This window comes from Nostoc paludosum FACHB-159 (assembly GCF_014698835.1).
In the GTDB taxonomy this organism is placed as follows: domain Bacteria; phylum Cyanobacteriota; class Cyanobacteriia; order Cyanobacteriales; family Nostocaceae; genus Nostoc; species Nostoc paludosum.
Genome location: NZ_JACJTU010000011.1, coordinates 152,277 through 167,038, shown reverse-complemented (window position 1 = coordinate 167,038; position 14,762 = coordinate 152,277). Strand labels below are relative to the sequence as shown.

13 protein-coding genes and 1 pseudogene are annotated in these 14,762 nt (G+C 40.1%); 4 read left to right on the top strand and 10 right to left on the bottom strand.

Annotated elements, in window-relative coordinates; translation table 11 throughout:
* Positions 1-3 precede the first annotated feature (3 nt).
* Together H6H03_RS13995 and H6H03_RS13990 are read right to left on the bottom strand one after the other, a co-directional pair.
* Entirely contained in the window at positions 4-705 is a 702-nt protein-coding gene (locus H6H03_RS13995; protein ID WP_190955695.1) for a hypothetical protein, read from the bottom strand.
* Between the two features lie 202 nt (positions 706-907).
* Positions 908-1,336 (bottom strand): GNAT family N-acetyltransferase, encoded by a 429-nt coding sequence (locus H6H03_RS13990; protein WP_190955694.1) that lies wholly within the window; start codon positions 1,334-1,336, stop codon positions 908-910.
* A gap of 195 nt (positions 1,337-1,531) precedes the next feature.
* Between H6H03_RS13990 and H6H03_RS13985 the strand changes: the two genes are divergently transcribed.
* Complete coding sequence (locus H6H03_RS13985; protein ID WP_190955693.1) at positions 1,532-2,974, top strand: RecQ family ATP-dependent DNA helicase; 1,443 nt, start codon at positions 1,532-1,534, stop codon at positions 2,972-2,974.
* Positions 2,975-3,020: 46 nt separating this feature from the next.
* Here H6H03_RS13985 and H6H03_RS13980 read toward each other — a convergent pair whose 3' ends face one another.
* Positions 3,021-3,437: a hypothetical protein gene (locus H6H03_RS13980; RefSeq protein ID WP_313931842.1), complete on the bottom strand. Its 417-nt coding sequence runs from the start codon at positions 3,435-3,437 to the stop codon at positions 3,021-3,023.
* Positions 3,438-3,752: 315 nt separating this feature from the next.
* On the opposite strand from H6H03_RS13980, the gene H6H03_RS13975 reads away from it, so the two are divergent.
* Positions 3,753-5,642 carry a S9 family peptidase gene (locus tag H6H03_RS13975; RefSeq protein ID WP_190955692.1) on the top strand — a complete coding sequence of 630 codons (1,890 nt, stop codon included), beginning with the start codon at positions 3,753-3,755 and terminating at the stop codon, positions 5,640-5,642.
* Between the two features lie 73 nt (positions 5,643-5,715).
* Here the strand turns inward: H6H03_RS13975 and H6H03_RS13970 are convergent, their stop codons facing one another.
* Positions 5,716-6,303, bottom strand: coding sequence for a DUF6745 domain-containing protein (locus tag H6H03_RS13970; protein WP_190955691.1), 588 nt, complete (start codon positions 6,301-6,303; stop codon positions 5,716-5,718).
* 71 nt (positions 6,304-6,374) lie between these two features.
* Here H6H03_RS13970 and H6H03_RS42015 point away from each other — a divergent pair.
* Positions 6,375-7,861, top strand: a pseudogene (locus H6H03_RS42015) (IS1380 family transposase).
* Positions 7,862-8,081: 220 nt separating this feature from the next.
* On the opposite strand, the gene H6H03_RS13960 reads toward H6H03_RS42015, so the two are convergent.
* From H6H03_RS13960 to pheS, 6 genes are all read right to left on the bottom strand, one after another.
* The gene (locus tag H6H03_RS13960) at positions 8,082-8,570 is read right to left on the bottom strand and encodes a hypothetical protein (protein WP_190955690.1); all 489 of its coding nucleotides are present in this window, start codon (positions 8,568-8,570) and stop codon (positions 8,082-8,084) included.
* Positions 8,571-8,579: 9 nt separating this feature from the next.
* Positions 8,580-8,912: a hypothetical protein gene (locus H6H03_RS13955; protein ID WP_190955689.1), complete on the bottom strand. Its 333-nt coding sequence runs from the start codon at positions 8,910-8,912 to the stop codon at positions 8,580-8,582.
* Between the two features lie 161 nt (positions 8,913-9,073).
* Complete coding sequence (locus tag H6H03_RS13950) at positions 9,074-10,147, bottom strand: WGR domain-containing protein (protein ID WP_190955688.1); 1,074 nt, start codon at positions 10,145-10,147, stop codon at positions 9,074-9,076.
* Between the two features lie 531 nt (positions 10,148-10,678).
* Positions 10,679-11,341: an MAE_28990/MAE_18760 family HEPN-like nuclease gene (locus tag H6H03_RS13945; protein ID WP_190955687.1), complete on the bottom strand. Its 663-nt coding sequence runs from the start codon at positions 11,339-11,341 to the stop codon at positions 10,679-10,681.
* On the bottom strand, positions 11,338-12,444 hold the full coding sequence (locus H6H03_RS13940; protein WP_190955686.1) for a DUF262 domain-containing protein: 1,107 nt from the start codon (positions 12,442-12,444) through the stop codon (positions 11,338-11,340). Before H6H03_RS13940 ends, H6H03_RS13945 begins: the two co-directional genes overlap by 4 nt.
* Positions 12,445-12,693: 249 nt before the next feature.
* Complete coding sequence (pheS, locus tag H6H03_RS13935) at positions 12,694-13,686, bottom strand: phenylalanine--tRNA ligase subunit alpha (protein ID WP_190955685.1); 993 nt, start codon at positions 13,684-13,686, stop codon at positions 12,694-12,696.
* Between the two features lie 241 nt (positions 13,687-13,927).
* Here pheS and surE point away from each other — a divergent pair, with 241 nt between their 5' ends.
* Entirely contained in the window at positions 13,928-14,725 is a 798-nt protein-coding gene (gene surE / locus H6H03_RS13930) for a 5'/3'-nucleotidase SurE (protein ID WP_190955684.1), read from the top strand.
* Positions 14,726-14,762: the final 37 nt, after the last annotated feature.

The window sequence follows — 14,762 nt, the reverse complement described above, 5'->3', positions numbered from 1 at the left end:
TAGTTACGATCGCCCTACTTTTAACATTACCCAATCCCAAGCATTTTTTTCATTACTGCTACTTCTAAATTCAAATTCACCGTCATATCCAATAATACCTGGAATAAACGGTATTGTTAGCATTAATTTATCCTTAATATCAATTCTTTGGTTTTGAATTACTTCCTGACTTAAGGTTGTTTGAGACAAGGAAACAGCCGGAAATTTATCCTTTAATAAAGCTAGTATTTGCTGCATTTTGAGGAGAGATTGCTCCTCCAATTCCTCAACTAGAATTTGCGCCATGTATACTTGGTTTTGATTTAACTGTTGAATTATGCTAGAAACTATTGTCCGTTGAGTAGTATCATAGTATGCTAGCAATGCTTCTCTACATTGCTCTAGCCGATTCAGAATGTCTGTTTGCCCTTTCTGTAAGATTTTAATATTTTCAGAAATATCATCTAATCGGTTATTGATGCTATTTTGTTCTTCAAAAGCTAATTTTCCTGATACTCGTACTATTTGTTCACGCACCTCATCAGCTTCCTGTTTATGTTTAATAGCAGAGGATTTCAAATCCTCAATATTTTTTTCGTAGTTTAATTGAAGAACCGGACTACGTTCTAACCTTAGAGCATCCTCGTATCTTTTGAGCAATTGAAAATCTTTATAAATATTATCTTCAAGGTCATTCAATCTTTGAGTTAAATAAGAAGGAATCATAAAATTCAATCTTAGGGTGTATATTTTGTTGTCTCAGTATAGCTTACTTATTTAGTTTCAATACAGTTGCCTTAAGCTCTAAGGAGTATTGAATCTAATATTACTCATAACTAATGCAATGAGCTACTAGCCGTGTACCAAAGCTAAAATAATCCATCAGATATTAGGTTAGCTAGGTAGTGGGTTGGACAAGTTTCCCGGCTTATACATTAGGATTGAAACGTATCATGATTCTTTCCGGCTCAGTCAAATTTTTAAACCCATAACGCCGATAAAGTCCATGAGCATCTCTTGTGCCTAACATCCACCTTTGAACATCTTGTAATTCTGGATATTGTAAAATATATTCTACAAACCATTTGCCTAAACCCTGTCCTCGGTAAGGCTGCAAAATAAAAACATCTTTTAATAACGCAGAAGTCGCATAATCAGTAATGACTCTTGCAAAGCCAACTTGTTGTTCGCCTTCATACAACCCAAAACATAAAGAATTTTTGATTGACTTTTCTACAATCGCTAACGGGATATTTTCAGCCCAATAAGAAGTTTGTAAAAAATTATGAATCATTTCAATATCTAATTTAGACTTATCGGTATTGATATAAAATCTATGTTTTAACTCTTCGTTCATATTATGATTTAATACTTGCAAACTTAATAATTAATTATATAACAATCTTAAATCATTCGTAAAAACAACCTATTGCCTATTGCCTATTGCCTATTGCCTGTAGGTTGCAATATTCAGATGATGAAACTACTGAACCATTAGCTGCAAAGCAAAAGCTATATTCAGTGTTCAAAGATATGGGTGCATATATTGATTATGAATCAGCCAACCACAAAATCTTGGCAAGAAGTTCTCGCTGCTTTTAAAAAAATTTGGGGTTATGAAGATTTTCGACCGCCACAGGGAGAAATTGTCAGCAGTTTGTTAGCACAAAAAGATGCGCTGATTATTATGCCCACAGGTGGAGGTAAGTCAATTTGTTTTCAACTTCCCGCACTACTACAAACAGGGTTAACTTTGGTTGTTTCGCCCTTAGTGGCGTTGATGGAAAATCAAGTACAGGAACTACGAGAAAACCACCAAAAGGCAGCACTTTTGCATAGTGAATTACCTTCATCTCAACGCCGTGCAACTCTGCAAGCTTTGGAACGCCAGCAGCTAAGATTACTGTATTTATCGCCAGAAACTTTGTTGAGTGCGCCAGTGTGGGAAAGATTATCTCAGCCGCAATTGCAAATTAATGGTTTGATTTTGGATGAAGCCCATTGTTTAGTGCAGTGGGGTGATACTTTTCGCCCAGCTTACCGCAGATTAGGGGCGGTACGTCCGGCGTTGCTAAAATCAAAACCACCAGGAACGAAAATCTGCATTGCAGCTTTTACCGCTACTGCTGACCCCCTAGCGCAAAAAATTATTCAAACAGTTTTACAATTACAGCAACCAGAGATTTTTCGATTGAATCCCTACCGTTCTAATTTGCATCCCAGCGTTCGCATTGCTTGGACGCCACGAGGTAGAAAACAACAATTATTAAAGTTTATTCAAAACAGACCGCAACAATCAGGCTTAGTTTATGTTCGCACTCGGCGAGATAGTGAAGATTTAGCTCAATGGTTAGCAGACATGGGTTATGCCACAGCGAGTTATCATGCAGGATTAGGTGCAACAGAACGCCGTGCAGTGGAAGCTAGCTGGCTAAGTGGAAAAATGCCCTTTGTGGTTTGCACCTGTGCGTTTGGAATGGGGATTAATAAAAGTAATGTTAGGTGGGTTGTCCATTTTCAGCCGCCACATTTGCTTTCAGAATATGTGCAAGAAATCGGCCGCGCTGGAAGAGATGGAAAACCAGCCGAAGCGTTAACCCTGGTGAGTGAACCTACGGGGTGGTTAGATCCTGAAGATAAGCAAAGACAGCAGTTTTTTGAACAACAAATGCGATCGCAACAACAAATAGCGCAGCAACTTGTGAAAAAATTACCAAAGCAGGGAGAAGTGAACCAAGTAACTCGACAATTTCCCGAAGCTGCTACAGCCTTAGCTTTACTCCATAGCAACGGTCAGCTAAACTGGCTTGACCCTTTTCACTATACCATTGAGGAAAAAGCGAAACATCAGTCAGCGACGCAATTACACGCCGCCAAACAAATGCAACAATATCTCACAAGCAAACAGTGTCGTTGGCAGTTTTTGTTAAACGCCTTTGGTTTTGGCAAAGAAGCAGCCAGCTGGCGTTGCGGACATTGTGATAATTGTCGCTAACCTTAGTTTGGTGTCACCTGTCGGAATATTTCCCAATACACTTGGGTTAATGACACTTGTCAGAAATTTCGTGTTTGTACAGATATTGCAATGCAACCTCTCTACTTTGGGAGTATTGCGTATTTTTGAGTATCAAAGACTCGTCGCCGAGTATTAAAGACTCGTTGACGAGTATTAAAGACTCGTCGCCGAGTATTAAAGACTCGTCGCCGAGTATTAAAGACTCGTCGCCGAGTATCAAAGACTCGTCGCCGAGTATCAAAGACTCGTCGCCGAGTATTAAAGACTCGTCGCCGAGTATTAAAGACTCGTCGCCGAGTATCAAAGACTCGTTGACGAGTATCAAAGACTCGTTGACGAGTATCAAAGACTCGTTGACGAGTATCAAAGACTCGTTCGCGAGTATTAAAGACTCGTCGCCGAGTATCAAAGACTCGTTCGCGAGTATTAAAGACTCATTCACTAGTAAACGACTACGCTAGACTGGACATTATAATGCCCACCTTAAAAACAACTCATCTAAATTAAAGATACAAATCATTTTTCCGTCTTTGTTTGCCTCTTTTATTTCCCTGCTAGTTTCACCCAATAGGATGAATTGTCATTTTCAGCAGCAAGTAACAATGGGGTAGTTAGCATAATTCGTAATTGCTACCTCACTGATAAATCCGTTTCCTCGAAACTAGGAAAAATATTTGTCTTTTTCTCTAAATTTATTTAGAGGCATGAAACCTGAATAAATTAATTACGAATTATTCACTCAAGTAGAGGATAAAATATGTCATCTGCAACAGCAACCTCACTGCCACCGCTGATTCCGCGTGAAATTCTCTTTGGAAATCCCGAAAAAACTAGCCCAAGACTCTCGCCTGATGGCAAATATTTGGCATATATCGCCCCTGATGACAAAAATGTCTTGCAGGTATGGCTGCGTACTGTGGGACAAGAAGACGATCGAATACTAACTGCCGACAAAAAACGCGGTATTCGCGTTTTCTTTTGGACTTATAACACCAATGAGTTGATTTACATGCAGGACTCAGACGGTGATGAAAACTTTCACCTCTACTTAGTTAATATTGAGTCAAAGATTGTCCGCGATTTAACACCATTTCAGGGTGTAAAAGTAGGCTTTGTAGATATAGACCCTAAATTTCCAGACCAAGTACTGGTAGGTTTGAACTTAAACAATCCGCAAAAGTTCGATGTTTACCGGATCGACTTAAAAAATGGTGCAGTAGAATTCGACACTGACAATCCAGGTAATATTATCAGTTGGACAGCGGATGCTGATTTCCAAGTACGTGCAGCAATAGCTAGTACTCCTGATGGTGGTTACGATTTGTTATTACGGGAAACCACGGATAAAGAGTGGGATGTTCTCCGTCACTGGGGACTAGAAGAACAAGGGAATTCTGTTAGCTTCTCGGCTGATGGCAAAACACTTTATATTGAAGGCAGTCACGATGCTAACGCCCAACGTCTGCTAGCTGTTGACTTAGATACCCGTGAAGAAACAGCGATCGCCCAAGATGAGCAGTATGATGTTATGGGGATAGTCATTCAGCCTGTAACACGAGTTATCCAAGCAGTTTCTTTCTACAAAGATAAACAGGAGTGGCAGGTAATTGACGAAAGTATCGCCGCTGATTTTGAAGAAATTGCCAAGGTACGTTCTGGGGAGTTTTCTTTAATTAGCCGCGATTTGGAAGATAAAAACTGGCTATTAGCTTATAACACAGACGATGGTCCAGTTTATTACTATGCCTATAACCGAGAATCAAAAACTAGCACTTTCCTCTTTAGCAATCAACCCAAACTCGAAGGGTTGCAGTTAGCTTCAATGCAACCGATTTCCTACGAGGCGCGGGATGGTTTGACTATCCACGGTTACCTCACAACCCCTGTGGGAATACCTAGCCAAAATTTACCAACAGTACTGCTGGTTCACGGCGGCCCTTGGGTGCGCGATACCTGGGGTTTAGATCCGGAGGCGCAATGGCTAGCTAACCGTGGTTACGCTGTTTTGCAAGTCAATTATCGGGGTTCCACTGGTTATGGTAAAGCATTCTTGAATGCCGGAAACCGGGAATGGGCTGGCACAATGCACGATGATTTGATTGATGGTGTTAATTGGCTAGTGGAAAAAGGTATTTCTGACCCGCAAAAGATTGCAATTATGGGCGGTTCTTATGGCGGTTATGCGACCTTGGTGGGGTTGACTTTTACACCAGAAATTTTTGCTGCTGGTGTGGATATTGTCGGCCCTAGTAACTTGATTACTTTAATCCAAACTATACCGCCTTATTGGGAACCACTCAAGGCAATGTTTTATCACCGTGTTGGTAATTTAGAAACAGAAGAAGAGTTTTTGAAATCGCGATCGCCTTTATTTTTCGCTGACAAAATTCAAAAACCTTTACTCATCGGTCAAGGTGCAAACGATCCGCGAGTCAAACAAGCAGAAAGCGACCAAATTGTCAACGCAATGCAACAAGCTGGTTTACCAGTGAAATATGTACTTTATCCTGATGAAGGACATGGTTTTGCCAGACCAGAAAATCGGTTGCATTTTTTTGCGATCGCTGAAGAATTTCTCGCTAAATATTTAGGCGGCAGATTTGAACCTTTGACAGAGATTCCAGGTCATTCAGGAATAGTTAATTAAGCTCATCCCACCCGTAAAAAGGTATGGGGTTTTAGGTTGACTGTTGACCGTCAACATTCAACCTGAAATACAATTAACTTTGAGCAAGAAACTCAGTGGGGTCAACGCCCCAATTGACCCAGCAAATTGCCTCGCGGGCAGAAGTAATCTGTGGTGGTACGCGCAACACATGGATAAAGCCAGTACTGGGGCAAGTCATTTTCAACAAGTGTATAGGTTCGACATCAACCTCAGACTCAACTTGCATTAACGTGTACTCTTGCCAGCGATCGCATTCTTTGGCTTGCAACTCTTGAGAAATGCGATCGTAACCAATGCCTTGAATCAATATGCGGCGCAATTCAGCATTCCGTTCTGTTAGCAGCCACTCAGATTGCCAGTTGCGTGGATGTACTCTGCCATACTTTTCACTCAGTAAGACTCCTTGATAAACGTAAATGTTGAAGTCATCAACAAAATGAATTGCAGGAATTCCTTCGGCATGAATTCGCCCTGTACTACTCCAGCTAATTTGAGGACGGTGAATAGCGATCGCCATGCCTTCATAGGGAAACATCCAACCAACGTGTCGCATATAGCTGCAAAACAAACTGTATCGCTCTTGTTGCAGCGTCACTCCTAGCCGATGCGCTGCTTCAAACACCGCACCCGGATTTCTCACAAACTCTGAGAAAAATGGTGTAATAAATTGTTAGAATGTATATATGGTAAGTATTTCAGCAGTTATAAAGCATGACCCAACAAGCTTCGCGATCGCTCCCAAAACAGTTCAGATTTGAACAGCCAAAATCACCCCCAGTCGTAGTTAATTTCAACGGGGGACAGGTAACATCTGATGCGGGGTTAAGCTTAATTGCGGAACTAGACCGAAAACTGCAAATAACATCACGATTAGCAGGATGTTTCCAAGATTACCGTCAAGCAAACCGAATGTTGCATCCAATAAAAAGCTTAATTGCACAACGGATATACGGGTTAATCATGGGATATGAAGATTTAAACGACCATGAAGAGTTACGTCATGATCCGATGTTTGCTTTAGCATTAAAAAAAAGAATTGGATTAGAGAATGAGCCAGCAAAATTGGCCGGGAAAAGTACATTAAATCGGCTGGAACATTGTCCTGAAGATGTAGAACAAGGAGCAGATAGCCGTTACCATAAAATTGGACATTGTTCATCAGAAATTGAAAGTCTATTTGTGAAAATATTTCTAGAATCTTACGACAAAGAACCACGAAAAATTATTTTAGACTTGGATGTAACTGATGATTTAGTACATGGTAATCAGGAGCAAGTTTTCTTCAATACTTATTACGCAGGATACTGTTACGCTCCACTTTATATTTTTTGTGGTAAACATTTATTGGCAGCCAAACTACGTCCTTCTAATGTAGACCCAGCATTTGGGGCGTTAGAAGAATTGCAGAGGGTCATTAAACAAATACGTCAACAATGGCAGAATGTCGAAATTTTAGTACGAGCAGATAGTGCCTATTCCAGAGACGATATCATGACATGGTGTGAGTCACAGACTGGGGTTGACTACGTTTTTGGATTGGCGCAAAATAGTCGTCGAGGTAGATGACTACCACGACTAAAAATAGAGCCTCGCTTGAGTATGAGCAGAAATTATCAACAGTAGTTTCATTTTTAGAAACTGTATTTAAGGCAGATGAACAACTTCCGTCTCTTGGTTCTGACTTGATTGATAACTCAATTTGGTATAAGTCGTTAGACTATCAAACCCGTGAATCTTGGAGTCGTAGTCGTCGTGTTGTTTGTAAGGTTGAGTATGGAGTAAAGGGGACTAATATTCGTTTTATTGTCACTTCAATTCCTACGAATAAGATAGCTCCAGGTGAACTTTATACCCAGAAATATTGTCCGAGAGGTGAGATGGAAAATCGCTTTAAGGAACAACAACTGGAACTTTTTAGTGATAGAACCAGTACCCACACATTCGCGGGGAATCAATTACGTTTATGGTTCTCTTCTATAGCTTACGTTTTGATGAATGCATTGCGGTCACAATGTTTAGCAAAGACGGAATTAGAAACCGCTCAAGTCGGAACTATTCGTACCAAATTATTAAAACTCGGAGCGCTGATTACTGTCAGCGCACGGCGAATTTTAATTGCGATTAGTAGCTCAAGTCCTTCCAAACATATTTTTGCTGCTGCTTACAGATGCTTAAAAATGCTCCCGAATACTGCTTAATATAAACTCAAATTGTATTGAATTTCTCATAATTAATAATACTTTGGACTTGGTTTGATCTAAGTCTGGTAAAAAAAATGCTTATTTTTCTGAACAAAGCATTTTGTTTTCAGTATAAAGATAAATATAGTGATTATTCTAGCTTCATAAGTACTGGCTTATACTTAATTTTTACACCACATAAATTTGAATTCATGATGTATCAAAAAAATGTCTTATATCAGGTCATGTAAATTGATTTTTTATTGTTTGTGAGAAATGCGGGCGCAGCCCAACAGATACCCCATTCTGGTAACAAACACTCTGCAACGAAATCTTCCAAAACCTCAGACAATGCATTCAACATTAAGGTTTGAAACGAGCCTTCCAATGCCTGAGACAGAGGATTTCTCAAGCTATGGGTTAATTGATTTTGTAAACTTCCTAAGCTGTTATATAGCGATCGCCATAAGTCATCTCGTAACACATCCCATAACTCAGGTAGCAGACAGTCAGATTGCATATGTTCTTGCTCAACCTGCTCCCTAGCTGCTGCTGGACTCTCAAAAAAGCGAATCTCTGGTTGCGCCAGTCCCGCAAACTTATACAATGCTCGAATTGCGATTGTTGCTTGTTCCAAATCTAGGGGAGTACCGCTGACATCCCGCCATTGATTTTGAGTCTGAGAGATAATAAGTTCTGTTTCTGACGATGACAAGTTTTCAGTCACACTGTCTCCTTATGCGTTCAGGAAGAACTTTGCAGCCAGCCAGGTAAAGATAGCCGCACAAAACGGACTAATTATCAATGCTGCAACCAACCATATACCAAGCCATGCCACGCCACCCATCGACCCTGCCCCAGCAGGTGGTGTGTTGAGATTACTTAGCCACTCAAGTACCCCAACAAGATACATTGCAGCGATCGCCCCGAATATCGCGCCAGTTAACCAGGCGATCGGTAGCAACAGCAACATCCACGCCCAGCCCACTTTCGCCCATGCTTGATAGCCGATCCATAAAGATGGCCCCAAAAATAGCACAAGCAATACAGCTATTAGACCTAAATGCATAGTTCTTTATCTCTTAAGTAACTATCATGAACTGCGTACACCAGAACGCATGAAAAAACTTCCTTCCCTTAGAGCCTCCTGACCTCTGCCAACGCTCGCGGATTCGCTAACGCTGCGCTATCCTGCCTTCTGCCGCCTGCCTTCTGCCTTCTGCCTTCTACTTAAAATGCGCTGTCATGGACGTTAAATTCATCTTTATGCTCGGCACACTGAAACAGCAGCACAACATCATCAACCGAATATTCCAATCCCCTATTGCCTTCGTACTCAATACCCATACCTAATTGGTAGAAAAACTGCATAGGTTGAGCGCAGATGTGACAGTATTTATACTCGACGTGTTGTCCCCAGTAGCCCCACCCCGAAAGCTTATCTGCTTTTCTATTCCAAGCTAATTGAATATCTGTTTGCGTTGGTCTGTCTGGGTCGTCTTCATCATAGTAGTCAAAATCTTCCTGAGTAACATGGAAGACCAGCAGATCTTCATATTCACTGTATTCAGTGCCATAGGTTTCTTCTGCGTCTTCAGGAAAAGGGTAGTCATCAAAGGGTTGCCATCCCATAATTTGCAGCATATAGCGACCATTAAATTCATCAAAGCCATTGGTTTTAATGACATCGGCTGCCCATTTACTTAAATTGGCGGCATCATCTGTACTAATTTCTGGCTGTGATGGTGTTGGCTGACTTAGTTCATCAAGCTTCACAATTTGAGGGAAGTGTTTGAAGCAATCCCAACAAGTAAACAGTTGAAATAGCCCAGTCCCAAACTTGCCTTCTAAGCTTTCAGGGAGTTCTTGCAGATTTAGCTGAAAATGATACTTTAGGGGCTTTCCACAGTCATAACAGATAGGATGAGTTGCACCAGGACTGAACCAAGGTTTACCAAGATACTTAGATGCTAATGGAGTATCAATAGTAGGTTTAATGATGGGTTGCCAACTAGTGCGCCGGAGATGATTTAGCCCAGCGATGCGGCGATCGCCTCTAGAAATCGGTTGCTTAACGCGGTTACCCATTTCTGCACGCTCATAGCCCTTCTTGAGCTTAGAATTAACGAGCTTAGTAACTTCTGCTTCCGCTTCTTTGGCAGTATCATACAACGTGACAGTCGTTTTGCCTTTATCCCCAATTCGGCCGTAGCGTACAGTTACTTCTACATCACTAATTGTCACTTCATAGAACTTGTGCGACTTAGTATCTGAAAACTCCAGATATGTCGTTTCTTTTACCATCTGATTGCTTCTCTTTGGAGAAAAGATGAGGGTGAACTGGTTGAAAAAACTGTTTGTAAGCATGAATACCTAAGTGTAAGTATTGCACTTAGGGTTTACAAGCAATTTCTATACAGTTCTGTTATAACCAGCCCAAACAATTTTTACTAAAACCTGTTTCAGTAATCTGGGACACTGGCATAATCCGCATTGCTTTCTCCAGCGTTGAGTACTTGATCTGCGGTTAGCTGTAATTTTATTAAGGTAGTAGAAGCGATCGCTAAAGAATTTCTCGCTCAATATTTAGGTGGAAGATTTGGACCTTTGGCAGCTATTCCAGGTCATTCAGGAATAGTTAAATAAAAGTCTCAAAAGGGTGGTTAGTGTAATTCACCGACCACCCAATAACTTTCAATCTTAATACAATTGATAGTTGCATATAACTGAGTTTTATTAGGGTTAAATGATATTTAAAATATTTTATATCCCCTAATACTAATATACTACAATTACACTTATAGTTCATACTAACTTACATGTTTAAAATAAATATTAGGGATTATTCAAAGATGGACTTTGGCAATAATGTTTTGTAGCTGCACAGTTATCTATTTGATTCCGGAAATCGTCCATTATTTGTATTACTTGAGTATGTAATTCATCGTATTGCTGCTCATCTATATCAAGATAGTTACCATGAGCAATCATATTCCTTTTTTCAAGCAATTTTTTATCAATTAAAACTTCTTTTGATTGATAAAAACCGTAGTTTAGACCAAGTGTACATACTATTTCCCTAAAAACTGATGATGATAAATTAGATGTAGTAATTCTATTTTCATATTTAATTATGCTTCGTTCACTAAGCTTCGTTATAAAAAATTCAGCAATCTCACTATATATTGTTGCTTTATTTGTTTCCCTTGCTTGGTCTAATTTATCTTTCATTGCTAAAGCTATAAAATTTTTAGAAAGTTGGTTGTAAGGTAGACTCTGCATTGCAACAAATTCTAAATAACTATTAGCTGCTACTTTAATAAATCCCTCCCAATGGGCATAAAGCATAGTAATTCCACTACGAAGTAATGCTTTTTGTTTACCTGATGAAAATGATTTTGCATCAATTAAGGCTTTCAATGCTGAGAGTTCTATCTTTCGCCATGCAAGTTCTTCTGCTAGCTTATCACTTAACTGCTCTAAAGTACGTATTTTCATTCTTGGAACATTTCACGACCAAAGGGAACTAGTTTTGGAACTCTTCGTTGTGCAGTAGTACCTGAACCCGACCAATTTGTATATTCAGGACTTACCCAAATTTTCTTTACTCTCTCTTTTACATCAAAAGATAAGTGCGATATATTTTCGTAGTTATAACCAATTCCTAAAGCAATTACTTCATAAGCAGAAACTAGAAATCCTCCTAAAAACTTGTCTTTAGTAGGAGAGTATCTCCGAAAACTATCGCTTCCCATTTGCTCATACAAAATTTCAAATGTTTTGTTAAATGCAGCTTCTTCTTCAAGATAATTATAACTTTCGTTCTTTGCCATTTCTACCATTTTATCAGTCAAAAACCCACTTAAATCATTACCTATCTTCCTCATATCTTTTTCTTCAATAGTACGGAATACTAAAAACCTTAGTAGTAACTCCATATCATATTGTTCTTCAATAGGTCGTTCACTAAGAGCTATACACTCTCTAAACATTTCATTTTGGCTCAAACTTTTCATCCAATGAAACATATCTCTATTAAACATTACTAATATGCAGTTTCTTACTTCCTGCGGAGTAGCTATTGAACCACCAGTATTTAATCTTTGAAATAGTTCGTACTTTGCAATTTCGTCACTTTCTTTCAAAAGAATAGTTGCATCAATCTTTGCTCTTTTGATTAACAAACGTTGAGCTTGTGTTAAAGAATTTGGTATATCATACGGATCTTCCCATTTTTTACCTTCTAGATTGGGCAAATATTTAGTTTTTTCAAGAACCAATGGATCTAAAGTTTTTTGGTTTTCATCTTTTAGTTTGCCAATAAATTCATATATTGTAGATAACCTTTGAAGACCGTCTACAACATCCCAAACACCATCCTGACGTTGAGAAACAAAAATCGGGGGAATAGGTATACCAAGTAAAATAGATTCTATTAATCTTGTTTTTTGACTGGGCTGCCAACGAAAAAACCTTTGAAATTCAGGGTGTATGTCGATTTCCTGGTTTTCGTAGAGGCTGATCCATTCACCGATAGACATTGAATAATTATCAGCTCTGATCTCTTGCCTCATTTTGTCAATTTCTTCCTGAAGTGCCATATCATTTACTCCCAATACTTTTAGATTTGAACGTTTCAGCCAGTTAACCCAGTGAGTAATTTCCGCCCTCGAAATTGAGCATGTTGAACTTTATTATTAGTAGCTAGAGCAAACAAGGCTAACCATTGGAGCTAAATAAAAAAATTTCCAAAGCCTGCTTTCACAGGCTTTGTGAGTAGAATTCCAAGTTTCAAATCTCAAGACAATTAGTAACTTAGGCCGCAAACCTACTTTTTTGAAACCAAAACTTTAAAATTGCTGCAAAAATCGCAAATCGCTGGCATACAAACGACGAATATCATCGATTTGATGTAATACCATTGCAAAGCGTTCTACACCAAAACCAGCAGCAAATCCAGTGTAAACTTCTGGGTCATAACCCACCGATTTAAGTACATTTGGATCGACCATACCGCAGCCCATTACTTCCAACCAGCGACCATTCCACTGCAAATCGACTTCAGCCGAAGGTTCAGTAAACGGGAAATAACTGGCGCGGAAGCGAATAGGTAAATCGCCAAATATTGCTTGTAAAAATATTTTAATTGTGCCTTTGAGGTCTGTAAAAGTTAATCCTTCGTCAATGGCTAAAAGTTCTATTTGATGGAAAACTGCTGAGTGAGTGGCATCTACATTATCTCGCCGATAAACTCGCCCTGGAGCTACAACCCGAATTGGTGGTTCCTCTCTTTCCATGTAGCGAATTTGCACTGACGAAGTGTGAGTCCGCAGCAGATTGCCGTCTGGCAGGTAAAAAGTATCCTGCATATCACGCGCTGGATGGTCGGGCGGGGTATTAAGCGCCTCGAAATTGTAGTAATCTGTTTCCATCTCTGGCCCTTGAGCCACGGTGTAGCCCATACCGACAAAGATATCCAACGCCCGGTCAATAATGCCATTCAGGGGATGAATCCGACCTTGGGGGCGGTAAATTCCCGGCATACTGACATCAAGAGTTTCAGCCTCTAGCTGGGAACGAATTTGCGCGGCTTCCAAGGCGGCACGTTGTTGGTCTAGACTAGTTTGCAGGGACTCTTTGACTGTATTGGCGATCGCCCCAATTATCGGTCGTTCCTCTGCACTCAGCTGCCCCATACTTCGCAACAGCGCCCCCAGTTCCCCTTTCTTGCCCAGATAACTAACTCTGAGTTCTTCTAGACGTTCTAGGGTATCAGCGGCGGCGATCGCTTGTTCTCCTTGGTGCCGCAGTGCTAAAAGTTGAGCTTCTAAATTGCTAGTCATTAGTTATTAGTCATTAACCTATAGTCATTAGTCTATAGTCCAGTGCTTCTGGACTGCTTACAAAATAATTCTAGTGAAGATGCCGTCGATAAACCAAAGGCAACAGTCAGAATTACGCTTGTTTTACCAGTTTAGATGCCATTGGGCAGGTGAGTACATTGTTTTTGCTAATACTTGTGACGAGTGTCATTGACAAATAATAAATGACACATGACAAATAACTAAATAATTCCCAACGCCTATGAAATTACTAATTAGCAACGATGATGGTATTTCTGCTATGGGTATTCGTACCCTAGCTAACTATTTAGCACAAGCTGGTCATGATGTGACAGTAGTTTGCCCAGACCGAGAGCGATCGGCAACTGGGCATGGATTAACTATGCACCAGCCAATTCGCGCCGAAATTGTGGAGTCATTTTTCGATCCGGCTGTAAAAGCTTGGGCTTGCGATGGTACGCCTTCAGATTGCGTCAAATTGGCACTGTGGGCTTTGCTAGATACTCCCCCGGATTTTGTTCTCTCTGGCATCAATCAAGGTGCCAATTTGGGAACTGAAATTTTATATTCTGGTACTGTTTCTGCGGCAATGGAAGGTTTAATTGAAGGCATTCCCAGTGTAGCGATGAGTCTTACCAGTCATACCTCAAAAAACTTTCAACCTGCTGCTAAGTTTGCCAAAATTCTCTTAGACCAGTTAGCCCAAAAACCACTACCAGATTTGATGTTGCTTAATGTCAATATTCCTGCTGTTGAGTGGGAAGAAATAGCTGGCGTGACTCTCAGCCGTCAAGGAGTACGGCGTTACATAGATGTATTCGATAAACGAGTCGATCCTCGTGGAAAAACTTACTACTGGTTAACTGGAGAAGTGATTGAAGATGTTGAACCGCCAATGGGGTTAAATTTACCGCAAAATGTACCGATAGACGTGCATGTTGTCCGTAATAACTACATCAGTATAACTCCCTTGCAGTACAATCTTACCTACGCAACTGGATTAGATAAATTATCTCAATGGGAATTCAAATTTCCCTGAATCATTGAATTATTAGGAAAGAATTGGAATTAATTAA